The following is a 26090-nucleotide window of genomic DNA, read 5'->3' as shown; positions in this document are numbered from 1 at the left end:
GGGCGGCCGCCCCGGCGAGGTGCGGACCGCTCGCCTTGACCCGCCCTCGGCGGCCGGACTCTACTGGCGGCGTGCCGCTCCCCGACCCCAGCATCGGCCTGCTCGTCCTCGCGGCGCGGCAAGGCATCCGCGAGGTGGTCGGCCCGCGCGCGAGCCGGCTGCGGCTGACCGTGCAGCAGTACTGGGCGCTGTACTGGCTGCTGCACGAGCCCGGCCTGGCGCCGGGAGCGCTCGCGTCGGCGATGCTGCTCGACCCGCCGGCCGGCTCGCGCCTGGTGAGCGAGCTGGTGAAGCGCAAGCTGGTGGAGGCGCGCCCGGATCGCGAGGACCGCCGCCGCGCACGGCTGTTCCTGAGCGCGAAGGGCGAGCCGCTGGCCCGCCGGGTCGCCGAGGACGCCGCGCGCTACCACGCCGAGTCGCTCCGCGGCATGGAGCCGGCCGAGGTGGAGGCGCTGCGCTCGGGGCTGCGCAGGCTCATCGAGAACCTGGCCGCGCTGGGCGTGGCGCCCGCGGACGCCGGCGCCGGGCGGCGGACCGGCCGCGCCGCGCGCGCGGGCTGAGCGCGCGCGACGCCCCGGCCTTTCCCGCGCCGCGGGATTGCCGCGTTCTGCGCTCACCGATGGTCAATTCACGCCTTCCGGTCTCCCCCGACGGTCCCGCACTCTCGGTGCGTGACGATCCGGTCCTGCGCCCCGGATCCGCTCGACCGCGGGGGCGAGGCCGGATTTTTTTCGATCCCGGAGCGCGCGCAAATTTTGTATCCGACCGGACTGGTCAATGTTGCGTCGCGGAGTCCAGAAATGCCATTTTTCGGGGTCTCCGCGCGGTTCTGTCCGGGTCGGCGTTGATGGCCGTCAATTCTGGACGCGTCCGCTCGGTGCGCGCCGGCGCGCCTGCGGTGGATCGTCCCATCGACCTCTCCGCAAATCGTGCGCCGCCGGGAATCCCGTTTCCTTCCGCAATTTTGCCGCGTTGCAATTCCAATCCGGGGCGATAGTCTCGCGCGCACCCGGAGGACGGAATGGACAATATCGGCTCCCAGATGATCAGCGGCCCGGAGACCAAGGGCGTCTCTCGCCGTGACTTCATCAAGGTGTGCAGCGTCGCTGCCGCCGCGGTCGGCCTGCCCGCTTGGGCCGGCGAGAAGATGGCGGAGAACGTCGGCAAGAAGAAGCCGTCGGTCGTCTGGCTCCACTTCCAGGAGTGCACCGGCTGCACCGAGTCGCTCCTGCGGACGAGCCACCCGGACGTGGGCGCGCTGATCCTCGACCTCGTCTCGGTGGACTACCACGAGACCTTGTTCGCCGCGGCGGGCAAGCAGATCGAGGAGGCGCTCGAGTCCGCGAAGAAGGCGGGCGGCTACGTGCTCGTGGTCGAGGGCGCCATCCCGAAGAAGGACGACGGCATCTACTGCATGGTCGGCGGCAAGACCGCGGTGGACTCCCTGGTCGAGTGCGCCGAGAAGGCGGCGGCGGTGATCTGCATCGGCTCCTGCTCGAGCTGGGGCGGCGTGCCGTCGGCGGCGCCGAACCCGACGCAGGCGGTGGGCGCGCCGGAGATCCTGAGGGAGAAGGGGATCAAGAAGCCGGTGGTGACGCTCCCCGGCTGCCCGGCGAACCCGTACAACCTCCTCGGCACCGTGCTGCAGTTCGCGACGTTCGGGACGCTGCCCAAGCTGGACGAGAAGGGCCGCCCCGCGTTCGCCTACGGCCGCGTCATCCACGAGGACTGCCCGCGGCGCCCGCACTTCGACGCCGGCCGCTTCGCGCAGGCCTATGGCGACGAGGGCCACCGCAACGGCTGGTGCCTCTACAAGATCGGCTGCAAGGGGCCGCAGACGCACGCCAACTGCTCGCTCCTCTCGTTCTGCGAGGTGCCGGGCGCGTGGCCCATCGGCATCGGCCACCCGTGCGTCGGCTGCACCGAGCAGGGCATCGTCTTCAACGTGCCCATCAACCAGAACCTGCCCATCGAGCACCCCACCGCCCCGATGGCCTACCCGGCCATCCACCCCGAGCACGGCGTGGTGGGCGGCAGCCCGGTCGCGGTCGGTCTGGGCGGCGCGGTGATCGGCGCCCTGGTCGGCGCGGGTGTGGTGGCCTCCCGGAAGATGGCGGCCGCCGACGACGCAGACGGGAAGGAGTAGCCCCGATGACCATCTCTCGACGAGACCTGCTCAAGGGAGCGGTCGCCGCGGGAGCCGCCGTCGCCATCCCGGCCACGGCGGAGGCCCGGCACGAGATCGAGCCGCTCCCCGACGCGGTGGGGATGCTGTTCGACTCGACGCTCTGCGTGGGCTGCCGCGCCTGCCAGAGCGCCTGCAAGGTGGCGAACAAGCTCCCCGAGGACAAGGTGGAGGCGAACGGCGGCGTCTACGACGCGCCGAACGACCTGAACAGCACCACCAAGAACGTCATCAAGGCGTTCCCCGCCGGCGACACGCAGCACTACATGAAGCAGCAGTGCATGCACTGCGTGGATCCCTCCTGCGTGTCCGTCTGCATGCTGGGCGCGCTGCACAAGGAGGGCGAGGGGAAGCGCGACTTCAAGGGCGAGAAGAAGGGCACCGGCATCGTCCTCTGGGACAAGTGGACCTGCGTCGGCTGCCGCTACTGCCAGATCGGCTGCGCCTTCAACGTCCCGAAGTTCGAGTGGTTCGAGGCGTTCCCGGCCATCGTGAAGTGCGAGCTCTGCCGGCACCGCCGCGACGAGCAGAAGTCCGGCCCGCTCGCGGTCGCGAACCCCGCCTGCTGCGAGGTCTGCCCGCGCGAGGCGGTCGTCTTCGGCTACCGCAAGGACCTGCTCGCGGAGGCGAAGCGGCGCGTCGCCGCCGACCCGCAGCGCTACAACCCGCACGTCTACGGCGAGCACGACGGCGGCGGCACGCAGGTGCTGTACCTCGCCGCCGCGGGCGTCCAGTTCCACGACCTCGGCCTGCCCGACCTGCCCGAGCGCTCGCAGGCGGAGTTCTCGGAGAGCGTCTCGCACGCACCGTACCTGTACGGCGTGACGCCGATCGCGCTGTACGCGGCGATGGCCTTCGTCATCAACCGCAACAAGAAGAAGGAAGAGGCCGCCGAGCACGGCGAGGAGGGCAAGCGATGAGCGGCCACGACCACCCGCAGGCCATCGGGGGGAAGATGCTCGACCCCCTCATGAAGATCCTGCTCGCCGTCTTCGGCGTCTCCGCCCTGGTGATGGCGTACCGCTTCGTCACCGGCATCGGCTCGGTCTCGAACATGACCGACGGCTTCACCTGGGGCATCTGGGAGCCGATCAACGTCGTCGTCTTCACCGGCATCGGCGCCGGCGCCTACGGCGTCGGGCTCCTGTGCTACCTGCTCAACAAGGGCCAGTACCACGGCCTGGTGCGGCCGGCGGTGCTGCTCGGCGCCATCGCGTACACGCTGGGCGGCAGCTCGATCATGATCGCGCTGGGCCGCTACTGGAACGCCGTGACGCTGCCCATCGTGCCGTGGTGGAACCTCAGCTCCGCGCTCCTCGAGGTCGCGGTCTGCGTGATGATGTACGTGATGGTCCTCTGGATCGAGGTGCTGCCGGCGATCTTCGACGGCGCCGCCCAGAGCAAGTCGCCGCGCTGGTCCGCGATCGGCAAGCGCTGGGGCGCGCGCATGGCGAAGGCGATGCCGTACATCATCGCGCTCGCCATCCTGCTCCCCACCATGCACCAGAGCTCGCTGGGCGGCCTGTACCTCATCGCCGGCCCGAAGCTCCACCCGCTCTGGCACACCGCGCTGCTCCCCACCCTGTTCCTCGTCTCCTGCCTGTCGATGGGCTACGGCGCGGTGGTGGTGCTGGTGAACATCCTGCGGCTGAACTGGAACGCGAAGCAGGACCAGGCGCTGTTCGCCAGCATGTCGAAGGTGAACGCGGGCTTCCTGCTGCTGTACGTGGTGCTCCGCCTCGGCGACATCGTGCTGCACGGCAAGCTCAGGTTCCTCGGCGCCGACTTCGCCACCTTCCTGTTCGTGGTGGAGATGGCGCTGTTCATCGCGCCGGCCGTCATGTTCGTCATGCCGGGCGTCCAGCGGAACCGCGGCAAGCTGTTCGGCGCCGCGCTGCTGGCCATCCTCGCCGGCGCCGTCTACCGCGCCGACACGTACATGACCATGTACCGCCCGGCCGGCTGGACCGCCGACGGCAAGTCCATCGCCGCGGGGTGGGACTACTTCCCGTCCGTCGGCGAGACCATCGTCACCGTCGGCATGGCCGCGGTCGGCATGGCCATCTTCGTCTTCATCTCCCGTCTGTTCCCCGTCGTCGTCGTAGACCAGGGGAAGAAGTCAACGATCGGCCGCGGCGAGGTCCGGGCCGCTTCCGGCCACTGAGGGGTGCCTAAATGAGCAAGCTCATCACCATCGACCCGGTCACGCGCATCGAGGGTCACCTCCGCATCGACGTCGAGGTAGACGGGGGCGCGGTCAAGAACGCATGGTCCTCGGGCACCATGTGGCGCGGCATCGAGACCATCCTCCAGGGCCGCGATCCCCGCGACGCCTGGATCTTCACCCAGCGCATCTGCGGCGTGTGCACCACCGTGCACGCGATCGCCTCGGTGCGCAGCGTGGAGAACGCGCTCGGCCTCGAGATCCCGCTGAACGCGCAGCTCATCCGCAACCTGATCGTCACGGCGCACACGCTGCACGATCACATCGTCCACTTCTACCAGCTGTCCGCGCTGGACTGGGTGGACGTGACCAGCGCCCTGAAGGCCGACCCGGTGAAGGCGGCGCAGCTCGCCGAGTCGATCTCCAGCTGGCCGGGCAACTCGAAGCACGAGCTCGCGGCGGTGAAGGCGCGCCTCGAGGGCTTCGTCAAGGCCGGCCAGATGGGCATCTTCACCAACGGCTACTGGGGCCACCCGGCGATGAAGCTCTCGCCGGAGGTGAACCTGCTCGCGGTCGCGCACTACCTCCAGGCGCTGGAGATCCAGCGCAAGGCCAACATGGCGGTGGCGATCCTCGGCTCGAAGACGCCGAACATCCAGAACCTGGCGGTGGGCGGCGTCGCCAACGCCATCAACCTGGACAGCCCGGCCGCGCTGAACATGGAGAAGCTGTACCAGGTGAAGACCCTCATCGACGAGGTCGCCACCTTCGTGCAGCAGTGCTACCTGCCCGACGTCGCCGCCATCGGCGGCTTCTACCCGGACTGGTTCAAGTACGGCGCGGGGGTGACGAACTACCTCTCGGTGCCCGAGCTCCCGCTGGACGAGAAGATGTCGAAGTTCGACATCCCGGGCGGCGTGCTCTGGAACGGCAAGCTCGAGCTGGCGCACAAGCTGGCGGGCTGGAACGACGACTACCTGAAGCAGAACGTGACGGAGTCGATCGCGCACGCCCACTACGACGGCGCCTGGGCCAAGGGCCCGTGGGAGGAGGACGACAAGCCGAAGTTCGCCGGTGAGTGGAAGCACGAGACGCCCGCGCCCGACCGCTACACCTGGGTGAAGGCGCCGCGCCTCGAGGGCAAGCCGGTGCAGGTCGGGCCGCTCGCCTGCGTGCTGGTGGGCCTCGCCTCCGGCCACGAGCCCACCACCCGGTGGGCCACCGCGGCCATCGGCGCGGTGAAGGCGATCCACAAGATCGACCTCACCCCGGCGCACCTCCACTCCACGCTCGGCCGCCACGCGGCGCGCGCCATCCGCGCGGCCATGATGGCCGAGATGGCCCAGAAGCAGTGGAAGCTCCTGGTCGAGAACATCGGCAAGGGCGACACGCGCATCTGGGTGGACCCGATGGCGAACCTGAAGCCCGGCATCTACAAGGGCGTCGGGTTCCACGAGGCGCCGCGCGGCACGCTCTCGCACTGGTGCGTGATCGAGGCCGACAAGAAGGGCATGAAGCTGAAGAACTACCAGTGCGTCGTGCCCTCGACCTGGAACGCCGGCCCGCGCGACGCGAGCGGGACCCTCGGGCCCTACGAGAAGTCGCTCGTCGGCAACCCCATCGCCGATCCGAAGCTGCCGCTCGAGGCGCTCCGCACGATCCACTCGTTCGACCCGTGCCTCGCCTGCGCCATCCACACGGTGGACGCGGAGGGTGACGAGATCGCCCGGGTGAAGGTGCTGTAGCCCGCGTCGAGTGGTACATCCGATCCCGTCCCCGACCGCCGGGGACGGGATCGGCCTTTTCGGGAGCCCCGCCGCGGCGGGGAGGAGGCGCGGGTGGCGCGCATCGCGGTCTTCGGCATCGGCAACGTGCTCACCGGCGACGACGCCGTCGGGCCGTACGTGGTGAAGGTGCTGGAGGCGCGCTGGGAGCTGCCCGGCGTCGAGGTGGTGGACGCCGGCACGCCCGGCCTCGACCTCACCGCCTACTTCGCCGGCCTCGACGCGGCCATCCTGGTGGACGCGGTGAAGGCGCGCGCCGCGCCCGGCGAGCTGCGGACGTACTCGCGCGAGGACCTGGTGAAGCGCTCGCCGGTGCTGGCGGTGAGCCCGCACGAGCCCGGGCTGCGCGAGGCCGTGATGAACGCGGAGTTCATGGGCGTGTGCCCGGCCACGGTGCGCCTGGTGGGCGTGGTGGCCGAGCGGACCGACCTCGGCTGCGCGCTCTCTCCCTCGGTGCAGGCCGCGGTGCCGGCGGCGGTCGAGCAGGTGCTGTCCGAGCTGCGGGCGCTGGGCGTCGCGCCGCGGCCCCGCGACCCGCCGGTCGAGCCGGACCTGTGGTGGGAGAAGGGCCGGGCCGGGTAGCGCCGGGCGCGCGCCCGCAGGGAATGCGCGCCGGGCAAACGGACGTTGATCACCGGGTGGCCGCCGCGCGTTGCGGCGGCGAAACGCGCGGCGGTAAGCTCGCGCCGCCCCAGCACGGAAGGCCCAGGCGCACGCGCCGCGCGCATGACCACGCAGCGGACCACAGACGGCGGACCGGACCGCGCCGGCGAAGGGCGCCGGATCGCCGTGAGCGGCACGGTGCAGGGCGTCGGCTTCCGGCCGTTCGTCTACCGGCTGGCGCACCAGACCGGCGTGACCGGCCGCGTCCGCAACGACGCCGCCGGCGTGACCATCGAGGCGTTCGGCCCCCGCGCCGCGCTGGACGCGTTCCAGGCCCGCCTGGTGAGCGATCGCCCGCCGGCCTCCTCCATCGCCGCGCTGCGCGCCGAGCCCATCCCCGCCGAGCCGGCCGCGCGGTTCGAGATCGTGGAGAGCGGCGGGGCGGCCGAGCGGCGGGTGGCCATCCCGCCGGACCTCGCCACCTGCCCCGAGTGCCTCCGCGAGCTCTCCGACCCCGCCGACCGCCGCCACCGCTACCCGTTCACGAACTGCACCGCCTGCGGCCCGCGCTTCACCATCGCGCTGGGCGTCCCGTACGACCGGCCCGCCACCACCATGGCCGGCTTCCGGATGTGCCCGGCCTGCGCGCGCGAGTACGGCGACCCGCTCGACCGGCGCTTCCACGCGCAGCCGAACGCGTGCCCCGCGTGCGGCCCGAAGGTCTCGCTGCGCGACGCCGCCGGGGCGCCCCTCCCCTCCGCCGACCCGATCCGCGACTGCGCCGCCGCGCTGCGCTCCGGCGGCATCGCCGCGGTGAAGGGGCTCGGCGGGTACCACCTCGCCTGCGACGCGAGCGCGCCCGCCGCGGTGCGGACGCTGCGCGAGCGGAAGCGCCGCGAGGAGAAGCCGCTCGCGGTGATGGTGGCGGACCTCGACGCCGCGCGGGCGCTCGCCGAGCTCTCGCCGGAGGAGGCGGCGCTGCTCGCCGCCCCCGAGCGCCCCATCGTGCTCTGCCGCCGCCGCCCGGACGCGGCGCTCGCCCCGGAGCTCGCGCCGGGCAGCCCCATCGTCGGGCTCATGCTGGCCTACGCGCCGCTCCACCACCTGCTGCTCGCCGACGCCGGCGTGCCGCTGGTGATGACGAGCGCGAACCTCTCCGACGAGCCCATCGCCTTCGAGGACGAGGAGGCGCTGGCGCGGCTCGGCGGCATCGCCGACCTGTACCTGGTCCACGACCGGCCCATCGCCTCGCGCTGCGACGACTCGGTGGCGCGGGTGGTGGCGGGGCGGCCCATGGTCATGCGGCGCAGCCGCGGGTTCGTGCCGCGCCCGGTGCGCACCGCCCGGCGCTTCGCCCGCCCGGTGCTGGCGGCGGGCGCGCAGCTCAAGAACGCCTGCTGCCTGGCGCGCGGCGAGGAGGCCACCCTGGGCCCGCACGTGGGCGACCTCGACGGCCTCGAGACCTACGAGGCGTTCGAGGCGGCGGTGGCCCGCCTGGAGGCGTTCCTCGCCTTCCGCCCCGAGCTGCTCGCCTGCGACCTCCACCCGCTCTACCTCTCCACGCGCTGGGCGCGCGAGCGCGCCGGGGCGCTGTCGCTGCCGCTCGTCGAGGTCCAGCACCACCACGCGCACGCCGCCGCCTGCATGGCCGAGCACGGCCTCGAGGGCCCGGTGCTGGCGCTGTGCTGGGACGGCACCGGGCTCGGCGCCGACGGCGCGTCCTGGGGCGGCGAGCTCCTGCTCGCCGAGGCGGCGCGCTTCGAGCGGCTCGCCACCTTCCGGCCGGTGGCGCTGGCGGGCGGCGACCGCGCCATCCGCGATCCGTGGCGCATCGCGCTCGCGGCGCTGCTCGACGCGTTCGGCGACGACGCCCCGCTCGACCGGCTCCCCCTGTTCGCGGGGGTGCCGGCGCGGGAGCTGGAGGTGGTCCGCCGCATGCTCGCCGCCGGGCTGAACGCGCCGCCCGCCCACGGCGCCGGGCGCGCCTTCGACGCCGCCGGGGCGCTCGCGCTCTGCCGGCCGTCGGCGCGCTTCGAGGGGCAGGTGGCGCTCGCGCTGGACGCGGCCGCGCACGGCCACGAGGCGCCGCCCTACCCGTTCGACCTCGACGCGTCCGGCCCGGTGGAGGCGCTCGACCTGCGCCCGCTCTGGCGCGCGCTCGCGGCGGACGTGCTCGCGGCCCGGCCGGCGGGCGAGCTCTCGGCCCGGTTCCACGCGGCGCTCGCCGCGGCCGGCGCCGAGCAGGTCCGGCGGGCGGCCCGCCGGACCGGGAGGCTGCCGGTGGTGCTGACCGGCGGCTGCTTCCAGAACGCGCGCCTGGCGGAGGCGATCCGCGCGCGGCTGGACGGGGAGTTCGCGGTATACCAGCACGGCGAGGTGCCGCCCGGCGACGGCGGGATCGCGCTCGGCCAGGCGGTGGTCGCCGACGCGGTGGCCCGCGCCTAGCGCGGGCCGGTGAAGGAGACGGAAGACATGTGCCTCGGGGTTCCAGGGAAGGTCATCGCCATCGACGGGCTCGACGCCACGGTGGACTTCTTCGGCGTGCGCAAGTCGCTCCGCCTCGACATCGTGGACGAGCCGGTGCAGGTGGGCGACTACGTGCTCAACCACGTGGGCTTCGCCATCCGGCGCATCCCGCCCGAGGAGGTCCAGGAGACGCTGGCGCTGTTCGACCAGATCCTGGAGGTCTCCGGCGCGAAGGAGGACCTCATGGCCGCCGACGTCCGGGGCGAGATGGCCGCCGGGAAGGACCAGAAGTAGGAGGGCCGGCGATGTCGAACGACGATCTCTTCCGGCAGCTCAAGTTCCGCGATCCGGCCCGCGCCCGCGCGCTCGCCGAGGCGCTCCGCCACAACATGGACGCCATCGGCCGCGAGGTGTCGGTGATGCACGTGTGCGGCAGCCACGAGCAGGCCATCGCCCGCTTCGGCCTGCGCGCGGTGCTCCCGCCCGGCCTGGAGCTCATCATGGGCCCGGGCTGCCCGGTGTGCGTCACCGACGGCCCCGAGGTGGACGAGGCGGTCGCGCTGGCGATGCAGGGCGTGCGCGTGTGCACGTACGGTGACATGCTCCGGCTCCCCGGCACCGCGCGCTCGCTCGCCGACGCGCAGGCCGACGGCGGCAAGGTCGAGGTGGTCTACTCGATCTCGCAGGCGGTCGAGCTCGCCCAGGCGCACCCCGAGGAGCAGGTGGTGTTCCTGGCGAGCGGCTTCGAGACCACCGCGGTCGCGACCGCGGCGGTGGCGCTCGCCTCCCCGCCCCCGAACTTCTCCATCCTCTCGGTGCACAAGTACGTCCCGGCGGCGATGGAGATCGTGGCCGCCTCGAAGGAGACGCACATCGAGGGCTACGTGGCCGCCGGCCACGCCGCGATCATCACCGGCTGGGCGATCTTCGAGCCGTTCGCGGCCCGCACCGGCGCGCCGGTGGTGGTGGCCGGGTTCGAGCCGCTCGACATCCTGGCCGCGCTGGTGAAGCTCACCGAGCTCATCCGCGAGGGCCGGCCGGAGGTGGCGAACGTCTACCCGCGCTGCGTGACGAAGGAGGGCAACCTCCCGGCGCAGCGCTCGCTGTGGCGCGCGTTCCGCACCGTGACCGGCCGCTGGCGCGGCATCGCCGACGTCCCGGGCGGCAACCTCGAGCTGGTGCCGGAGCTCGCCGCGCTCGACGCCCGCAAGCGCTTCCGCATCGACACGGCCGGCGTGCGCGACGCGGCCGCGGAGGAGGAGGCGAAGGGGTGCATCTGCGGGCGGATCATGCTCGGCCTCGCCACCCCGGAGCACTGCGCGCTGTTCGGCACCACCTGCGTCCCGGAGTCGCCGGTGGGCGCGTGCATGGTGTCGTCGGAGGGGCAGTGCCGGATCTGGCACACCTACGGCGGCGTGCCCGATCTGCGCAAGGTCGGCTAGGAAGGCGCGGAGACCCATGGACTCGAAGGTGCAGCAGAAGATCGGCCTCAAGCACGGCTCCGGCGGGCGCGCCATGCGCCAGCTCATCGAGGACGTGTTCCTCTCGCTGGCCTCGCCGGTGGACGGCATCGGGCTCTCGGCGCTGGACGACGGCGCCGCGATCCGGGTGGGCGACCGCTGGCTGGTGATCACCACCGACTCGCACGTGGTGCACCCCATCTTCTTCCCGGGCGGCGACATCGGCCGGATCAGCGTCTCGGGCACGGTGAACGACCTCGCCATGATGGGCGCCACCGAGCCGGTGGGGCTGACCTGCGCGGTGATCATCGAGGAGGGCTTCCCGCGCGCCGACCTGGAGCGGGTGGTGGCCTCGATGCGCGAGACGGCGAAGGAGGCCGGCGCGCCGTTCGTCACCGGCGACACGAAGGTGATGGGCAAGGGCCAGGTGGACGGCCTCGTGCTCAACACCACCGGCGTGGCGCTGGCGGACCGGGTGGTCTCGGACGCCGGGCTGCGCGCCGGCGACCTGCTCGTCGTCACCGGCTCGATCGGCGACCACGGCATGGCCGTGATGGCGCGCCGGCACGACCTGCGCCTCGAGGGCGACCTCCGCTCCGACGTCGCGCCCATCAACGGCCTGGTGCGCGCGGCGCTCGCCGCCGGCGGCGAGGACGTGGTCGCGATGAAGGACCCGACCCGCGGCGGCGTGGCGGGCGTGCTGCACGAGATGGCCGCCAAGGGCGGCGTCGGCATCGTGGTGGACGAGCCGTCGCTGCCCATCAACGACGAGGTGCGCGCCGCCGGCGAGATGATCGGCATCGACCCGCTGCTCGTGGCGAACGAGGGCAAGGCCGTCATCGGCGTGCGGGCCCGCTCGGCCGACAAGGTGCTGGCCGCGCTCCGCGCCCATCCCCTCGGCGCGCGGGCCACCGTGTTCGCGCGCGCCATCGCCGAGCGGCCCGGCGCGGTGATCCTCGACACCGGCTTCGGCAAGCGCATGCTGGCCGAGCCCGAGGGGGAGCTCCTGCCGCGCATCTGCTAGGCAGGCGAGCCGCATGCACGAGTATTCCCTGGTGGAGGCGCTGGTCAGGCGCGTGGAGCAGGAGGCGCGGCGCCGGCAGGCGCTCGCGATCCGCGGCCTCACCGTGAGCGTGGGCGAGCTCTCCGGCGTGGACCCCGAGCTGTTCCGCACCGCCTACGAGACGTTCCGCGCCGGCAGCCTGTGCGCCGAGACGCCGCTCACCCTGAAGCGCCTGGAGGCGCGCTGGTCCTGCCCGGCCTGCCGCGCCCCCATCGCCCGCGGCGCGGTGCTGCGCTGCCCGACCTGCGACGTCCCGGCCCGGCTCGACGAGGGCTCGGACGCGCTCACCCTCGACAGCATCGACATGGAGGTGCCCTGATGTGCACGACCTGCGGCTGCGGTGACCCCGAGCTCGTCCCGGTGGAGCTGCACGAGAAGATCCTGGCCGGCAACGACCGCGCCGCCCGCCACAACCGCGAGCACTTCCTCGAGGCCGGCGTCCTCGCGCTCAACATCATGGGCTCCCCCGGCGCCGGCAAGACGGGCGTGCTCGAGGCGACCGCCAAGGCCGCGGCCTCGAAGGGCTGGCGGCTCGGCGCGGTCTCCGCCGACCTCGCCACCGACAACGACGCGCGCCGGCTCGAGAAGGCGGGCATCCCGTCGAAGGCCATCACCACCGGCCAGGCATGCCACCTCGACGCCGAGCTGGTGCACCGCAGCCTGCACGACTTCCCCTGGCGCGACACCGACGTGTTCTTCATCGAGAACGTCGGCAACCTGGTGTGCCCGGCCATCTACGACCTGGGGCAGGCGGCGAACGTGGTGGTGCTCTCGGTCACCGAGGGCGAGGACAAGCCGCTCAAGTACCCGGTGATGTTCAAGGCGGCGGACCTGGTGCTCGTCTCCAAGGTGGACCTCGTCCCGCACCTCGACGTGGACCTGCCGAAGCTCCGCGACGCCATCGCCCACGTCATGCCGACCGCGAAGGTGATCGAGCTGTCCGCCCGCACCGGCGAGGGCATGGACCGGTGGATCGCGTGGCTGGAGGAGCTGCGGCGGCCCATCGTGAAGCCGGCGCAGCCGCGGACGCACGCCCACGGGCACGACCACGGCCACGAGCACACGCACGCGGACGGGACGACCCACGCGCACGCGCACGACGCCGGCGATCACGCCCACGGCCATGCCCATGGCCACGGGCACGACCACGGGCACCGGCACTAGCGCCGGGCCCGTTCATGCCGAGCGTAGGCCCGCACCCGGTGCGGGCCGGAGTCGAGGCACCCGGCGGGCGCCCTACCCCACCGACGCCGTCGCCGACGACCGCTCCTGGATCATCGCCGCCAGCCGCTCGAACGCCTTCTCCAGGGTCTCCAGCGAGGGCCCGAAGGAGAAGCGCACGTAGGAGCGGAAGCGGGCGACGTGGCGGGCGCGGCGCTTGCCGGGGTTCACGTCGAAGAACTCGCCGGGGACGACGATCACCTTGCGGCGCAGCGCCTCGCGGAAGAAGCCCATGCCGTCGTTGAGCGGCGCGGGCAGGTTGGCGAGGTTGCCCCAGCAGTAGAACGTGCCGTCCGGCGCGCGGTCGATGCGCACGCCCATGGTCTCGAGCGCGTCCAGCATGTGGCGGCGCTTCTCGCCGAACGTGCGGTGGATGGCCTCGGTCTCCTGGCGCACCGCCTCCTCGGCGAGCAGCGGGATGGCCGCGCGCTGCAGCGGCTTCGAGCCGCCGCCGTCCAGGAACGAGCCGGCGCTCGCCACCGCGTCGATGACCTTGCGCGGCCCGACCGTCCAGGTGACGCGCCAGCCCGGGTAGCGCCAGTTCTTGGTGAGGCCGTCGAACAGCACGATGGGATCGCGGTCCACGTCCTCGACGTACCGCGCGGCGCTCTCCACCGGCAGCCGGCCCGGCGGCGCGGTCCAGACGTAGTGCGAGTAGAACTCGTCCATCAGCATGGCGCACTCGAGCTCGCGCGCCAGCTCCACCCAGCGCGCCAGCTCCTCGCCCTGCACCAGCTTGCCGGTGGGGTTGCACGGGTTCGACAGCAGCAGCGCCGACAGCCCGCGGCCGGTCACCTCGCGGCGCAGGTCGTCCACCGTGAACGCGTAGCCGCGCTCCCCCTCCAGCAGGATGGGGATGGGCGTGAACGTGCGGAACAGGTCCAGCAGCTCCTCGTAGGCGGTGTAGTCGGGCAGGAAGTGCCCCATGTTCACGCGCCCGAGGCTCGCCGCGGCGCGGGTGAGCGAGGTGCGCCCGCCGCCGGAGATGGAGACGTTCTCGGCCTTGTACTGGGACGGGAGGCCGCGGCGGTAGAGCCGGTTGTAGAGGCCGGCCACCTCCTCGCGCAGCTCCCACAGGCCGGCGACCGGCGCGTACTCCTGGTCGTCCACCGACACGGCGACGGCGTGGACGCGGTCGGGCGCGCCGGGCAGCGGACCGGTCTCGGGCTGCCCCTGCCCGAGGTTGCACCAGTCCGGATCCTGCATCGAGAAGCCGAGCTTGGTCGCCTCGGACGTCGCGTAGATGACGCCGGTGCGGGGGACCTGCCGGAACGAGGAGAGCTTGCCGCCTTGCGGGATGGGTTCGTCGGTCACGGGAGCGCGAGATTACCACGCGCCCGCGAGGCGATCAGCGCCGCCGCGGGACGAGGTCGCCGGCGTCCGGAAGGACGAGGACGTCCGGCTCGGGCTTGCCGACGATCTCCCGCGCGCTCGCCAGCGCCGCCTCGAGCGAGGGCGCGAACGCCGCGTAGGTCTCGCGCACGGTGGCCTCGGGCATGCCCGAGACGAGGAGCAGCGTGTACCGCTCCGGCAGGAAGCGCCGGACGCCCAGCTGGAAGATGCCCTCGTTGACGGTCCGGAGCGGCCCCACGCCGCCGGGGCACTCGGCGCAGACGACGACCACGCCGCCCTCCCGCAGCAGCATCCCCGCCGGCGGGACCAGCTTCGAGGCCTGGTAGAGGCTGCCGGAGACCGGCAGCGGCGCCGAGACCACCACCACGTCGGCCGGCTCGGCGGCGACCTCGCACCAGGGCCGCGCCATGCGCACGCCGGCGCGGTGCGCGTAGAGCACGTCGCCCGCCACCGCCCCCATCACCACCCCGCCCGCCTCCACCACGTTCAGCATGTACGTGTCGCGCCCGAGCCGCCGGACCGCCTCCTCCAGGTCCTCGCGGCACGGGTTGCCGTCGGCCCGGCCCAGGCTGGAGGCGGGGTCGGCCTTGAGCTTGTGGTTCTGCCGGATGTCGTCGTCGTGGCCGAGCCCGGGGAAGATCCCCTTGGCGCCGCCGCCCCAGCCGGCGAAGTAGTGCGGCTTCACCCGGCCGGTGGTGACGACGAGGTCGCTCTCCGCCACGCACCGGTTCACCCGCAGGCGCGTGCCGCGGCTGGTCCGGCCCATCTCCACCATGGAGGCCTCGTCGCGCGCGTCGTGGTTCACCACGCGGTGGCGCCGGAGCACGTCGTCCGGCAGCCCGAGCGCCTCGAGCGGCCCGGGCCCGTGCGTGCCGTTCGCGACCGCGAGCGTGAGGTGGTCGTCGGGGACCACCGCGAGCGCACGCCGGACCGCCGCGAACAGCTCGGCGCGCGGCTCGTCGCGCGAGGCGTCGCTCACGATCACCAGCACCCGCGTGCGCGGGCCGGCCACCTCCGGCAGCGGACGGGCGCCCTCGGGGTGCGCGAGCGCCGCGTCCAGCGCGGCGGGCAGGTCGGCCACCGCCGGCGCGGGCGGGGCGGCGAGCACGCGCGCCGGCACGCCGGCCGGGAACGGGAGCGGGCGGGTGCCGTAGCCGAGCAGGACGGGGGCGGACGCGGGCGCGCTCATGCGCCCATCCTACCGCACCCGCGCGGCGCCCGGCCGCAGGGCCCGGTTTCCGGCGCGGGGCCGGCGCCCGGGCCGTACACTGGGCGCGATCACGCAGGCAGCCGGGGGCCCGATGGCGAACGTCCCGGAGTGGCATGCGCTCCCCGCCGCCGACGCGCTCGCGCGGCTCGGCTCCGGACCGGCCGGCCTCGATCCCGCCGAGGCGGCGCGCCGCCTGGCCGAGCACGGGCCCAACGAGCTCGCCCGCGCGCGCCGCGCCCCGGCGCTCGCGCTGCTCGCGGCCCAGCTCGAGAACGTGCTGGCCGTGATCCTGATGGTCGCGATCGCGCTCTCGCTCTCCCTCGGCCACGACCTCGAGGCCGCCACCATCGGGGCGATCCTGGTGTTCACGGTGGTGCTCGGCTTCGTGCAGGAGCACCGGGCCGAGAACGCGCTCGCGGCGCTCCGCCGGATGGCCGCGCCGCTCGCCACGGTCATCCGCGGCGGCGCGGAGCGGAAGGTCCCGGCGCGCGAGGTGGTGGCGGGGGACCTCCTCGTCGTCCACGCCGGCGACCGGATCCCCGCCGACGCGCGGGTGGTCGAGGCCGTCAACCTCCAGGCGGACGAGGCGGCGCTCACCGGCGAGTCGGTGCCGGTGACGAAGACCTCCGGGCCGCTGCCGGCGGGCCCGGTCGCCATCGGAGATCGCACCGACATGCTGTTCGGCGGCACGGCCGCCACGTACGGGCGCGGCCGCGCGGTGGTGGTGGCCACCGGCGCCGGCACCGAGCTGGGCGCGATCGCCCGCATGCTGGCCGAGGTGAAGCCGGCGCGCACCCCGCTGCAGGTCGAGCTGGATCGGGTGGGCAAGCAGCTCGCGCGGGCGGCCGTGGTGGTGGTGGTGCTGCTCGCCGGCCTGGGGCTCCTGCGCGGCCAGCCGTTCCTGGAGATGGTGGTGTTCGCCATCGCGCTGGCGGTGGCGGTGGTGCCGGAGGCGCTGCCGGCGGTGGTCACGATCGCGCTCGCGCTGGGCGTGCAGCGGCTGGCGCGACGGAACGCGCTGGTGCGCCGGCTGGCGGCGGCGGAGACGCTCGGCTCCACCACGGTCATCTGCTCGGACAAGACCGGCACGCTCACCCGCGACGAGATGACCGTCCGCGCGCTGCACGTGGACGGGCGCACCCTGGAGGTGACCGGCTCCGGCTTCCGCGTCGAAGGCGGCTTCCGCTGCGACGGCGCGCCGGTGGACTCGCCGCCCGCCCTCCTGGCGCTGCTCGGGGGCGCGGTGCTCGCCTCGGACGCCAGCGTGGAGCGCACGCCCTCCGGCGACCTGACCGTCTCCGGCGATCCCACCGAGGCGGCGCTGGTGGTCGCGGCCCTGAAGGCCGGCCTCGACCGCGCCGAGCTGGACGCGCGCGCGCCGCGCGTCGGCGAGATCCCGTTCACCTCCGAGAGCAAGCGGATGACCACCCTGCACCGCACCGCGCGCGGGCCTGTGGCGTTCGCGAAGGGCGCGCCGGAGGTGATCGTGCCGGCCTGCAGCCGGGTGGCGAGCGGCGACGGGGAGCGGCCGCTCGACGAGGCCGGCCGCGCCGCGCTGCTCGAGGTCGTCCGCGGCATGGCGGAGCGGGCGCTGCGCGTGCTCGCGGTGGCGCGCGGGTCCGGCGCCTCCCTCGCCGAGGCCGACCGGGACCTGACGCTGCTCGGGCTGGTGGCCATGATCGACCCGCCGCGCCCGGAGGCCGGCGCCGCCCTGGAGCGCTGCGCCGCGGCCGGCATCCGGGTCGTGATGATCACCGGCGATCACCCGGTCACCGCCCGGGCCATCGCGGCCGAGCTGGGGCTGCTCCGCACCGGGACCGTGGTGACCGGGGCGGAGCTGGCGCGCCTCGGCGACGCGGAGCTGGCCGCGCGGGTGGAGGACATCGAGGTCTACGCGCGCGTCTCGCCCGCCGACAAGCTGCGCATCGTCACCGCGCTCCAGGCGCGCGGCGAGGTGGTGGCGATGACCGGCGACGGCGTGAACGACGCCCCGGCGCTCAAGAAGGCCGACATCGGCGTGGCCATGGGCATCACCGGCACGGACGTCACCCGCGAGGCGGCGGCGATGACGCTCACCGACGACAACTTCGCGTCCATCGTCGGCGCGGTGGAGGAGGGCCGCGGCATCTTCGCGAACGTGAAGAAGTACCTCATGTACCTGCTCTCCTCGAACGTGGGCGAGATCGGGCTCATGGCCGCCGCCACCCTGCTCGGCCTGCCGCTGCCGCTGACGGCGGTGCAGATCCTCTACGTGAACCTGGCCACGGACGGGCTGCCGGCGCTGGCGCTGGCGGTGGATCCCCCGGAGCGCGACCTGATGCGCCTGCCGCCGCGGGATCCGCGCCAGGGGATCTTCACGCGGCCGGTGGTGGCGCTCATCGCGACCGGCGGCGCCTGGTCCACGCTCGTCAACCTGGGCCTGTTCGCCTGGGCGCGCGCCTCCGGCCGCAGCGACGCCGAGGCCATGACCATGTGCTTCATGTCGCTCGTGCTGGTGCAGTTCGCGAAGGCGTTCGCGTTCCGCTCCGAGCGTCACTCCGTGCTGCGCCGGCCGTTCGCGAACCGCTGGCTCGACCTCGCCGTCGCCTGGGAGCTGGCGCTGCTGCTCCTGGTCGTCTACCTGCCGCCGCTGCGGGCCGCGTTCGGCACGTACGCGCTCCCTGCGGCGGACTGGCTGCTGGTGACGGGCGCGGCCCTCACGGTGCTGCCCGTGCTGGAGCTCGCGAAGCTCGCCGTCCGCCGCGCCGCCCCGTCCGCGTGAGGTCGCGCCTCGCCGGCGCCGGATGCCGGACGGGGCGCCCCTGTGCCACCCGGAAACGCTCCGGTGTCCTGGAACATCGAATGCTGCGCTGGAGGTGGCCGCGCACGCCGCGCGGCCCGGCAGCGGGGGTGCACCATGGGACACGGCAGGATCTGGTGGATGGGCGCGGCGGCGGCGATCGCGGGCGCCGCCTGCGGGGGCTCGGACAACGGCGGGGACAGCGGCGCGAGCACGCGCCCGACGGCGGCCGGCTACTACATCGAGATCTCGGGGATGAAGTTCTCGCCCCTCGACCTGAAGGTGCCGGCGGGCGCGACGGTCACCGTCATCAACGACGACTCGATGGCGCACTCGGTGACCAGCGAGGCGACCCCGGGCGCCTACACGCCGGGCGGGGTGGACGGCGTCACCTTCGACACGCACGCCTTCAACGGCGTCCGGACCTTCACGATCCCAGCGGCGGCCGCGCAGGGCACGGTGATCCCGTACTACTGCTCCACGCACCTCGGCGGCATGGTCACGCCGAACGGCAGCATCACGATCGACCCGGCCGCCCAGCCGGGTCCGCCACCCCCGCCGCCGGGCGGTGGCGGCGGCGGCGGTGGCGGTGGGGGCGGCGGAGGCGGCGGCTACTAGCTGCGGTCGTCCGCCCGTCCTGCGCTTCGTCCGCCCGCCCCGCGCTCGCGGGGGCGGGCGGACGTTCAGGACCGCGCGGCGATCGCCGCGAGCACCGCGGCGACCACGCGATCGCAGCGCGGCGCGAGGAACCCGAACGCCTCCGGCGCGCCCTGGCCGACGCGCTCGGCGATGAGGCCGCGCAGCGCGAGGCGGGCGCGGTGGAGGCGGACCTTCACCGCCTCCTCGCCCAGGTCGAGCGCCGCGGCCACCTCGGCCGTCGAGAGCTGCTCGATCTCGCGGAGCACGTACACGGTCCGCAGGTGCAGGGGCAACCGGTCCACCGCCTGCTCGAGCAGCACCCTCGCCTCCCGCGCCGCCGCCGCGTCCTCTGGGCTGGGATCCGCCACGCGCTCTTCCTCCCGTCCGATGCCGCCGTCTTCCCGCTCGTCCAGGAGCGGCACCAGCCGCTCGCGCCCGCGCAGGCGCATGAGCGCCTCGTTCACGCCGATGCGCACCAGCCAGGTGGAGAACGCCGCGTGCCCCTGGAAGTCGCCCAGGTGCGCGTACGCCTGGAGGTACGCCTGCTGCATCGCGTCCTCCACCTCGGCCTCGTTGCGGAGCACCGAGCGGATGGCGCGATACAGCCGCGGGTTGTGCCTCCGCATGAGCACCTCGAACAGCGCGACGTCCCCCTCGAGGACCCGCGCCACCACGTCCGAATCCGAGGGAGCCCGCGCGGGCACCCCGCGCACGCTGCTCGCCTGCACGGTCATGGCTCCTCCTGGCCTGCCGTCATCGGATGCGCCGGCGGGCGGATCGTTACCGGCGTAACGCCGCCGCGCACGGCGCATCCAACGGCCAAGGAGGTTCACATGGCCGACAGGGAAGAGATCCACGGAACGGCTCCCGCGTACTGGGCGCTCCGCATCGCGCTCGGCGTGGTGCCGATCGTGGCGGGGCTGGACAAGTTCACCAACCTGCTCGCGGACTGGGCGGGGTACCTGAGCCCGCTGGCGGTGCGGCTGCTGCCGGTGAGCCCGGCCGCCTTCATGCGGGCGGCGGGGGTCATCGAGGTGATCGTGGGCATCGGGATCCTGGCCGGGCGGGCGCGCACGTTCGGCTGGATCGCCATGGCGTGGCTGGCCGCCATCGCGCTCAACCTCGTCGCGAGCGGCGCGTTCCTCGACGTGGCCGCTCGCGACGCGGTCATGGCGGTGGCCGCGTTCGCGCTGGCGCGGCTCGCGGCGGTCCACGAGCCGCACCGGGCCCGGCGGCCGGCGGGGGCGGTCGAGCCGCAGCCGACGGCGGCGCACGCGGCCCCGACCCGGACCTGAGGACCGGCCGGAAACGGCGGGACCCCGCCTCGGGCGAGGCGGGGTCCCGGGGACCTCGGCGTGGGAACGGGGCGCTAGACGGCCTCGACCCCGGCCCAGGCCACCTCCTCCTCCGGCTCCTCGAAGCGGACGGGCTCGACGGTCGTGAACTTCTCGGCGAACGTCATCAGCACGCCCTCGAGGTGCTTCTGGGTCCGCGTGCGCCGCTCGCGCTCCACCGCCTTCGGATCGACGGGGACGAACTTCTCGTCGGGCGTGATCTTGAAGAGCGGCTGGCCCTTCTGCACCACGGTGCCGTCCGCGCCCTGCATCAGGACCTTCTCGATGGTCCCGGAGAACGGCGCGCGCACCGTGTTGAACATCTTCATCACCTCGATGATGTAGAGGGGCTGCCCCTTGTCGAAGTGCTGGCCCTCCTCGACGAACGGCGGCCGGCCCGGCGCCTCCTGCCGGTAGAACATGCCGCCGAACGGCGCCACCAGCTCGTCCGCCTTGGTGGCCGGCGGCGGGCACAGCACCTTCTTCATGCGCGCCTGCAGCTCCGGATCGTGCAAGTGCTCGGGGATGGTGACCTCGAGGTCGTCCTCGACCTTGAAGTCGAAGAAGCGCACCGACTCCGCGACCATGAACAGCAGGCCGAGCAGCTCGTTGCCGGCCTCGTAGCCGAGGTGGGCGGAGCGGATCTTCGTCCAGGTCTCGGCGTCGAAGCCGTCCTGCGGCTCCTCCTTCTGCAGGATCTCGTTGAGCTTGTAGTACTCCTCGCGCTTCAGGCCGAAGCGCTCGCGGAGCGCCACGTAGAACCGCAGCGACTTCGTCAGCAGCTCGTGGTCGTGCTCCCACATGACCTGCGCCGCGGGGCGCCGCGGGTGGAACGCCATGTTGAGGTAGGCGTAGGCGTCGTTGAGCACGCCCAGCGGGTTCCGGATCCAGAGCAGCTTGCCGTTCTCGATCCGGTAGTGGCGGCGGTTCATGCTGAGCCAGCCGGCGAACAGGTGCGGGTCGTCGAGGAAGCGGTCGATCACGCGGGTGAGCAGCGTCACCTTGCGATCGAGCACCTCGACCATGGCCTTCTGCGCCGCCGCGTCGCCCGGGTTCTCCGTGGCCATCAGCTTGGCGTAGTGCTTCTTCATCTCGCCGAAGGCGTAGGCCGTGTCGAGCTTGTTCGCCTCGTCCTTCAGCATCCCGACCAGCGTGAGGTAGGGCACCACGAACCGGGTGGTGGGCTTGGCGTTCACGCTCTGGCCCAGGAACCAGTTCACCAGGCCGTAGTGGAACTCCATGTTGGTGGCGAGGGTGGTGCCGCGCAGCTCCATGCGCGCCAGCACGCGCGCCAGGTGCTTGTAGCTCTCCAGCCGCCGGTCGCCCTTGGTGAGCAGCAGCGCGATGTTGGAGTCGTACGCGCCGGCCACCTTGTAGCGCATGAACATGCGCGTGTCGGGGTTCGGCATGCTGATGCCCTGGTCGTCGCGGATCTCGCCCTCGATGGGCTTCGACCAGTAGCGGATCACGCCGCCGGCGTGCGGCGAGAGCGAGGCGTCGGTGGCGTTGAGGCGCGCCTCTACCGCCGCGCCGAAGCGCGGGATGCGGCGGGGCTTGGGCAGGCGCTGCTTGTGGCGCGCCAGCAGCGCCATGGCCTCGACCAGCGACTCGACCACGAACGTGTCGGACGGATCGTCGGGGTTCGCGAACTCGAGGGAGTAGCAGAGCTCGGACACCCGGTGCTCCACCTGTATGCGGGTGTTGACCTCCATGAAGTAGTAGCGGTCGCGATCGACGATGCACTCGAACGTCGAGGCGGAGTCGAGCCCCACCGCCTGGCCGAAGCGGGCGGCGTCGTCCTCCATCCGCTTCAGGATCTCGAGGTCCACCTCCAGGGCCTTGGCGCGGACGGGCTTGCCGTTCTTCTTCGCCCGCTCGATCGTCGCGGCGAGCGCCTCCTGCGTCACCGAGACCTCGAGCAGCTTCTGCTCGTGCATCTGCAGCGAGCAGTCGCGGCCGCCCAGCGACACGCACCACTCCCCGTTGCCGAGGAGCTGGATCTCGTTGTGGCGCGTCTGCTCGATGTTGAGCTCGATGAGGACGTTCTTGTTGTCGCCGACGCCGGTCGCCTTCACCTCGGCGAGCACCTCGCGCACCATGGCGGGCGCCTCGGCCGCGGCCGCCGCGACGGCCTTCTCGTCCGGGTCCTTCGCGGTGAGCAGCGAGGCCCCCAGGATGCGCTGGCCCTTGCCGCCGCCGCCGCCGATCGCCTTCAGGCGCACGCGGCTGCGCGGGTACTTGCGGAACATCTCCGCCACCTCGACCTGGACCTGCGCGCCCAGCTCGTCGATGGTGAAGAGGTCGATGCCCTTGGCGTAGGACGCCTGGAGCACGTGCTCGGCGAGCGCCGGGAGCTCCACCTTCGCGTCCGCCAGCACCTTCGCATCGCAGGCGAGGCCCTCCGCCTCCACCAGCGCGAGCAGCTGCTTGCGGGTCCCGTGCTTCGCGAGCAGCGTGCGCGCCGCCACGTCGTTCACGCCGGGCGTGACGCTGACCTTCACCTCCAGCGCGGTGCGCTTCGCCTCGTCCTTCTTGCCGGCGCGCGCCTGGGTGGTCGAGTTCGGGCCGATGAACTTCAGGCCGGCCCGCTCGATGGTGGCGACGAACTCCTCGTCCTCCGCCATGAAGCCGTAGCCGGCGAAGACGGCGTCGTAGCCGTTGTCGAGCGCGATCTGGACGATCTGGTTCATCCGCTCGACGCGCTCCTCCTTGGTCGCGCCGGTGTAGTCCGGCACGCGGTGGACGCGCGCGTGGTCCGCGATCTGGCGCAGCTCGGGGGCGAGCGCGTTCGCGTAGACGATCGAGTCCTTCTCGGAGAGCAGGATCCCGACGTGCGTCATGCCCATCTCGGCGAAGACGTCCATCGCCTCCTTGCGGATCGGGCCGCGGCACACGATGAGCGGCTTCAGGTCCTCGCACGCGAAGGAGCTCACCCACGCCGAGGGGGAGCTCCCCAGGCGGCGGTCGCGGTGGATGAGCGGGTTGTTCCGGTAGTGGTCGACGTTGGAAGCCATGTCGTTCGGTTCTCCGGTCTCGGGTCCGGTGCGCGGGGCCTAGTGGAACTCGCGCTGCGGGCCGCTCATCGGCGACGGCGTGTAGTGGCGGAGCAGGAAGTGGAGGTTCTGGCCGAGCACCTTGCGGAGGTCGGTCGGCATCACCAGCGAGGAGATGGACCCGAGCGCCAGGCCTTCCTTCGGGTTCATGAGCTCCTTCTCGTAGCGGCGCCCGAGCGCGGCCTCCTCGCCCTTGAGCCACTCGGCCGCCTCCTTCTCGGCGTCCTTGCGGGCGGCCTCGCCCTCCATCCCGGCGGCCACGCGCTGCTGCGCGCCCTTCTTGGCGCGCTCCGCCGCGGCGCCGCGCATCTTGCGGAGCTCGTCCTTGTAGACGAACTCCTTGCCGGCCGGCCCCATCACCGCGAGCCGCGTGGTGGGGAGCGCCAGCACCACGTCGGCGCCGGTCGGGTAGTTGTTGTACGAGGCGTAGGCGCCGCCGAACGCGTTGCGCAGGATGAGCAGGATGCGCGGCGTGCGGACGTCCACGATCGCGTCGAGCATGGAGCGGCCGGCCTGCACGATCCCGCGCGCCTCCTGCTCGCGCCCGGGGAGGAAGCCGGTGGTGTCCTCCATGAAGATGATGGGGATGTTGTAGATGTTGCAGAAGCGCACGAACCTGGCGATCTTCAGCGCGGTGTCGCAGTCGATCTGGCCGGAGCCGATCGCGCTGTTGTTCGCGACGAAGCCGACCACGTGCCCGCCCAGGCGGCCGAACGCCGTGACCACCTCGCGGGCGCGGTCGGGCTGGATCTCGAAGAAGTCGCCGTAGTCGCAGACCTGCTGGATGATGATCGACACGTCGAACGGCGTGTTGAAGCCGGTCGGCGAGTTGAACGCCTTCTTCAGCAGCGTGTTGATCTCCCAGGTCTTGCGGTCGAGCGGGTCGCTGGTCTGCTGGAACGGCGCCATCGTCCGGTTGTTGTCCGGGACGTAGTTGAGCAGGCGCACCGCCTGGCGGAGCGCGGCGAGCTCGTCGATGACGGTGAGGTCGGCCACGCCCGAGGCGCCGTGCACCTTGGGGCCGCCCAGGTCCTCCGGCGAGATCTCCTCGCCGAGCACCGACTTCACCACGCCCGGCCCGGTGAGGCCGAAGAACGTGTCGGCCGGCTGGATCACGAAGCTGCCCTGGCGCGGGAGGTACGAGCCGCCGCCGGCGTTGAAGCCGAACATGCACATGATCGACGGGACCACGCCGCTGATCCGCCGGAGCGCGGTGAACGCCTCGGCGTAGCCGTCGAGGCCGCCGACGCCCGCCGGCACGTAAGCGCCGGCCGAGTCGTTCATGCCGATGAGCGGGATGCCCTTCTCGCCCGCCATGCGGAACAGGCGCGCCAGCTTCGAGCCGTTGGTCGCGTCCATCGAGCCGGCGCGGACGGTGAAGTCGTGCCCGTACACGGCGACGTCGCGGCCGCCGATGTTGAGGATGGCGGTGACGAGCGAGGCGCCGTCGAGGTTCTTGCCCCAGTTCTGGTACAGGACCATCGGCTCCTTGTCCGAGAGGACGCGGATCCGCTCCCACACCGTCATGCGCTTCTTGATGTGCTGCTTCTCGATCTGGTCGACCGGGACCGAGCGGATGGGACGCTGGATGAGCTCCCAGCCCTCCTGCATCGCCTCCTCGTAGCCGCCGGTGGCCCTGGCGATCTCGCCGGGGATGTTGAACTCCACCTTCTCGGGCGGATCGAGCGGGTTCGTCAGGGTCGGTTTGATCGCCTTCGTGGTCACGGGCACGGACCTCCAGGAGGAGTGGCTGGCGTCGACTGCGGCCCTGCGCGGAACTGCCGCAGTGCGCTCGGATCGAGCAGCGCACGGCGCGGACCCCGCCCAGGAAAAAAAGGAGCAGAAGTGTGACAAGGTCGGCGCGCCCGAGCAAGGGGGGACGCAGCTTTTGCCTCGCCGCGTCAAACACCGACCGATGCGGTCGGGAACGCCCGCTCGCCTGCCCGCCCGCCGTCGGGTTCACGCTGCGCGTATGCCGCGATCGCCACGGCGACGCGCCCCCAGCGCCCCTGGTGCCGGAGTCAGGCCGGCGCCGCCCATGGTGCCGGAGTCAGGCCGGGGCCGACGGGCCGATGGTGCCGGAGTCACGCCGCGCCGATGGTGCCGATGGTGCCGGAGTCAGGCCGGAGGCTACGGACGCAGAGTCAGGCCGCGATCGCCCAGCCGATCCCGACCGCCACCGAGACGACCGAGGCGAGCGCCGGGAGCCGCCAGGTGGCGAGCGCGAGCCGGGGCGCGGCCGCCGCGGAGAGCGCGGCGATGGCAGCGGTGAGCGCAGCCATGGCGGCAGTGCTGCCCGCGACGAAGCCAAGGATGGCGAGCACCTTCACCGAGGCGCCCGCATTCACCGCCGGGACCACCAGCAGCAGCGCCGCCGCGCCGGTGACCCCGTGCACGAGGCCGACCGAGAAGACCGCCGGGCGAACGTCGCGCGCCCCCGCCGCCGCCATCCCCCGCCGGCGGCGGAGCGCCAGCAGGTTCGCCGCGCCCATCGCCACGAGCGCCAGGCCTGCCGCGCGCTCGGCCCAGGCGTCCACCACGTGCAGCCCGGCGCCGGACAGGAGGGCGAGCAGCACCGCCGCGGCAACGGCCGTGCCGGCGGCGTGCCCGAGCCCCCACACCAGCCCGATGCGCCAGGCCTGGCGCCTGCGCCCCACCGAGAGCGGCGCCACGCTGAGCAGGTGGTCGGGACCGGAGACGGCGTGCAGCGCGCCGAAACCTGCGGCGGTGAGGGCGACGGTCATCGGGTTCCTCCGCTCGTCCACACGGCCAGCGA

The 26090-nt window shown here is 72.9% G+C and carries 21 protein-coding genes; 15 read left to right on the top strand and 6 right to left on the bottom strand.

All coding sequences use genetic code 11. The annotated features are described in order from the left end of the window. Nucleotides 1-71: 71 nt before the first annotated feature. The 12 genes from ADEH_RS02480 (at nt 72) to hypB (ending at nt 12889) form a co-directional block, all read left to right on the top strand. Entirely contained in the window at nt 72-560 is a 489-nt protein-coding gene (locus ADEH_RS02480; RefSeq protein ID WP_011419541.1) for a MarR family winged helix-turn-helix transcriptional regulator, read from the top strand. Between the two features lie 461 nt (nt 561-1021). Further along, nucleotides 1022-2146: a hydrogenase small subunit gene (locus tag ADEH_RS02475; protein WP_011419540.1), complete on the top strand. Its 1125-nt coding sequence runs from the start codon at nt 1022-1024 to the stop codon at nt 2144-2146. Nucleotides 2147-2151: 5 nt separating this feature from the next. Then, complete coding sequence (gene hybA, locus ADEH_RS02470; protein WP_011419539.1) at nt 2152-3105, top strand: hydrogenase 2 operon protein HybA; 954 nt, start codon at nt 2152-2154, stop codon at nt 3103-3105. After that, nucleotides 3102-4349 (top strand): Ni/Fe-hydrogenase cytochrome b subunit, encoded by a 1248-nt coding sequence (locus tag ADEH_RS02465; protein WP_011419538.1) that lies wholly within the window; start codon nt 3102-3104, stop codon nt 4347-4349. The genes hybA and ADEH_RS02465 overlap by 4 nt, the downstream gene beginning before the upstream one ends. An 11-nt stretch (nt 4350-4360) precedes the next feature. Beyond that, nucleotides 4361-6094, top strand: a complete 1734-nt coding sequence (locus ADEH_RS02460; protein WP_011419537.1) for a nickel-dependent hydrogenase large subunit — start codon at nt 4361-4363, stop codon at nt 6092-6094. Between the two features lie 93 nt (nt 6095-6187). Beyond that, a complete protein-coding gene (locus ADEH_RS02455) occupies nt 6188-6715 on the top strand; it encodes a hydrogenase maturation protease (protein ID WP_011419536.1) in 528 nt (175 codons plus the stop codon). 207 nt (nt 6716-6922) lie between these two features. Then, nucleotides 6923-9181, top strand: a complete 2259-nt coding sequence (gene hypF / locus ADEH_RS02450; protein WP_232287412.1) for a carbamoyltransferase HypF — start codon at nt 6923-6925, stop codon at nt 9179-9181. A gap of 9 nt (nt 9182-9190) precedes the next feature. After that, complete coding sequence (locus ADEH_RS02445) at nt 9191-9496, top strand: HypC/HybG/HupF family hydrogenase formation chaperone (RefSeq protein WP_232287411.1); 306 nt, start codon at nt 9191-9193, stop codon at nt 9494-9496. Between the two features lie 11 nt (nt 9497-9507). Continuing rightward, a complete protein-coding gene (gene hypD, locus ADEH_RS02440; protein ID WP_011419533.1) occupies nt 9508-10644 on the top strand; it encodes a hydrogenase formation protein HypD in 1137 nt (378 codons plus the stop codon). Between the two features lie 16 nt (nt 10645-10660). After that, on the top strand, nt 10661-11686 hold the full coding sequence (hypE, locus tag ADEH_RS02435) for a hydrogenase expression/formation protein HypE (protein ID WP_011419532.1): 1026 nt from the start codon (nt 10661-10663) through the stop codon (nt 11684-11686). A gap of 13 nt (nt 11687-11699) precedes the next feature. Continuing rightward, a complete protein-coding gene (locus tag ADEH_RS02430) occupies nt 11700-12044 on the top strand; it encodes a hydrogenase maturation nickel metallochaperone HypA (RefSeq protein WP_011419531.1) in 345 nt (114 codons plus the stop codon). Next, on the top strand, nt 12044-12889 hold the full coding sequence (gene hypB, locus ADEH_RS02425; RefSeq protein WP_011419530.1) for a hydrogenase nickel incorporation protein HypB: 846 nt from the start codon (nt 12044-12046) through the stop codon (nt 12887-12889). Before ADEH_RS02430 ends, hypB begins: the two co-directional genes overlap by 1 nt. A gap of 72 nt (nt 12890-12961) precedes the next feature. Here hypB and ADEH_RS02420 read toward each other — a convergent pair whose 3' ends face one another. After that, on the bottom strand, nt 12962-14260 hold the full coding sequence (locus tag ADEH_RS02420) for a pyridoxal phosphate-dependent aminotransferase (RefSeq protein WP_011419529.1): 1299 nt from the start codon (nt 14258-14260) through the stop codon (nt 12962-12964). Between the two features lie 34 nt (nt 14261-14294). Next, nucleotides 14295-15488, bottom strand: a complete 1194-nt coding sequence (locus ADEH_RS02415) for a lactate racemase domain-containing protein (RefSeq protein WP_011419528.1) — start codon at nt 15486-15488, stop codon at nt 14295-14297. Nucleotides 15489-15600: 112 nt separating this feature from the next. Here ADEH_RS02415 and ADEH_RS02410 point away from each other — a divergent pair, with 112 nt between their 5' ends. Together ADEH_RS02410 and ADEH_RS02405 are read left to right on the top strand one after the other, a co-directional pair. Beyond that, nucleotides 15601-18270 (top strand): cation-translocating P-type ATPase, encoded by a 2670-nt coding sequence (locus tag ADEH_RS02410; protein ID WP_011419527.1) that lies wholly within the window; start codon nt 15601-15603, stop codon nt 18268-18270. Between the two features lie 135 nt (nt 18271-18405). Further along, nucleotides 18406-18906, top strand: a complete 501-nt coding sequence (locus ADEH_RS02405) for a plastocyanin/azurin family copper-binding protein (protein WP_011419526.1) — start codon at nt 18406-18408, stop codon at nt 18904-18906. Between the two features lie 65 nt (nt 18907-18971). Here ADEH_RS02405 and ADEH_RS02400 read toward each other — a convergent pair whose 3' ends face one another. After that, entirely contained in the window at nt 18972-19661 is a 690-nt protein-coding gene (locus ADEH_RS02400) for an RNA polymerase sigma factor (protein ID WP_011419525.1), read from the bottom strand. 99 nt (nt 19662-19760) lie between these two features. On the opposite strand from ADEH_RS02400, the gene ADEH_RS02395 reads away from it, so the two are divergent. Further along, a complete protein-coding gene (locus ADEH_RS02395) occupies nt 19761-20222 on the top strand; it encodes a DoxX family protein (RefSeq protein WP_011419524.1) in 462 nt (153 codons plus the stop codon). 74 nt (nt 20223-20296) lie between these two features. Here the strand turns inward: ADEH_RS02395 and ADEH_RS02390 are convergent, their stop codons facing one another. The 3 genes from ADEH_RS02390 to ADEH_RS02380 all read right to left on the bottom strand — a co-directional run bounded on the left by ADEH_RS02390 (nt 20297) and on the right by ADEH_RS02380 (nt 26058). Further along, nucleotides 20297-23275 carry a biotin/lipoyl-containing protein gene (locus ADEH_RS02390; RefSeq protein WP_011419523.1) on the bottom strand — a complete coding sequence of 993 codons (2979 nt, stop codon included), beginning with the start codon at nt 23273-23275 and terminating at the stop codon, nt 20297-20299. A gap of 39 nt (nt 23276-23314) precedes the next feature. Then, entirely contained in the window at nt 23315-25039 is a 1725-nt protein-coding gene (locus ADEH_RS02385) for an acyl-CoA carboxylase subunit beta (RefSeq protein WP_011419522.1), read from the bottom strand. A gap of 419 nt (nt 25040-25458) precedes the next feature. After that, complete coding sequence (locus ADEH_RS02380) at nt 25459-26058, bottom strand: hypothetical protein (protein ID WP_011419521.1); 600 nt, start codon at nt 26056-26058, stop codon at nt 25459-25461. Nucleotides 26059-26090 lie beyond the last annotated feature (32 nt).

The sequence above is a fragment of the Anaeromyxobacter dehalogenans 2CP-C genome, assembly GCF_000013385.1.
Lineage (GTDB): Bacteria > Myxococcota > Myxococcia > Myxococcales > Anaeromyxobacteraceae > Anaeromyxobacter > Anaeromyxobacter dehalogenans_B.
Note: the sequence above shows the minus strand (reverse complement) of the source record. Positions and strands in the feature narration are given on the sequence as shown.

Bases quoted from the DNA above. Each gene is read 5' to 3' on its own strand.
- ADEH_RS02410 (WP_011419527.1), top strand. From the start codon at position 15,601: ATGGCGAACGTCCCGGAGTGGCATGCGCTCCCCGCCGCCGACGCGCTC.
- ADEH_RS02430 (WP_011419531.1), top strand. From the start codon at position 11,700: ATGCACGAGTATTCCCTGGTGGAGGCGCTGGTCAGGCGCGTGGAGCAG.
- ADEH_RS02400 (WP_011419525.1), bottom strand. From the start codon at position 19,661: ATGACCGTGCAGGCGAGCAGCGTGCGCGGGGTGCCCGCGCGGGCTCCC.
- ADEH_RS02415 (WP_011419528.1), bottom strand. From the start codon at position 15,488: ATGAGCGCGCCCGCGTCCGCCCCCGTCCTGCTCGGCTACGGCACCCGC.
- hypB (WP_011419530.1), top strand. From the start codon at position 12,044: ATGTGCACGACCTGCGGCTGCGGTGACCCCGAGCTCGTCCCGGTGGAG.
- ADEH_RS02405 (WP_011419526.1), top strand. From the start codon at position 18,406: ATGGGACACGGCAGGATCTGGTGGATGGGCGCGGCGGCGGCGATCGCG.
- hypD (WP_011419533.1), top strand. From the start codon at position 9,508: ATGTCGAACGACGATCTCTTCCGGCAGCTCAAGTTCCGCGATCCGGCC.
- ADEH_RS02475 (WP_011419540.1), top strand. From the start codon at position 1,022: ATGGACAATATCGGCTCCCAGATGATCAGCGGCCCGGAGACCAAGGGC.
- hybA (WP_011419539.1), top strand. From the start codon at position 2,152: ATGACCATCTCTCGACGAGACCTGCTCAAGGGAGCGGTCGCCGCGGGA.
- ADEH_RS02465 (WP_011419538.1), top strand. From the start codon at position 3,102: ATGAGCGGCCACGACCACCCGCAGGCCATCGGGGGGAAGATGCTCGAC.
- ADEH_RS02390 (WP_011419523.1), bottom strand. From the start codon at position 23,275: ATGGCTTCCAACGTCGACCACTACCGGAACAACCCGCTCATCCACCGC.
- hypE (WP_011419532.1), top strand. From the start codon at position 10,661: ATGGACTCGAAGGTGCAGCAGAAGATCGGCCTCAAGCACGGCTCCGGC.
- ADEH_RS02395 (WP_011419524.1), top strand. From the start codon at position 19,761: ATGGCCGACAGGGAAGAGATCCACGGAACGGCTCCCGCGTACTGGGCG.
- ADEH_RS02380 (WP_011419521.1), bottom strand. From the start codon at position 26,058: ATGACCGTCGCCCTCACCGCCGCAGGTTTCGGCGCGCTGCACGCCGTC.
- ADEH_RS02460 (WP_011419537.1), top strand. From the start codon at position 4,361: ATGAGCAAGCTCATCACCATCGACCCGGTCACGCGCATCGAGGGTCAC.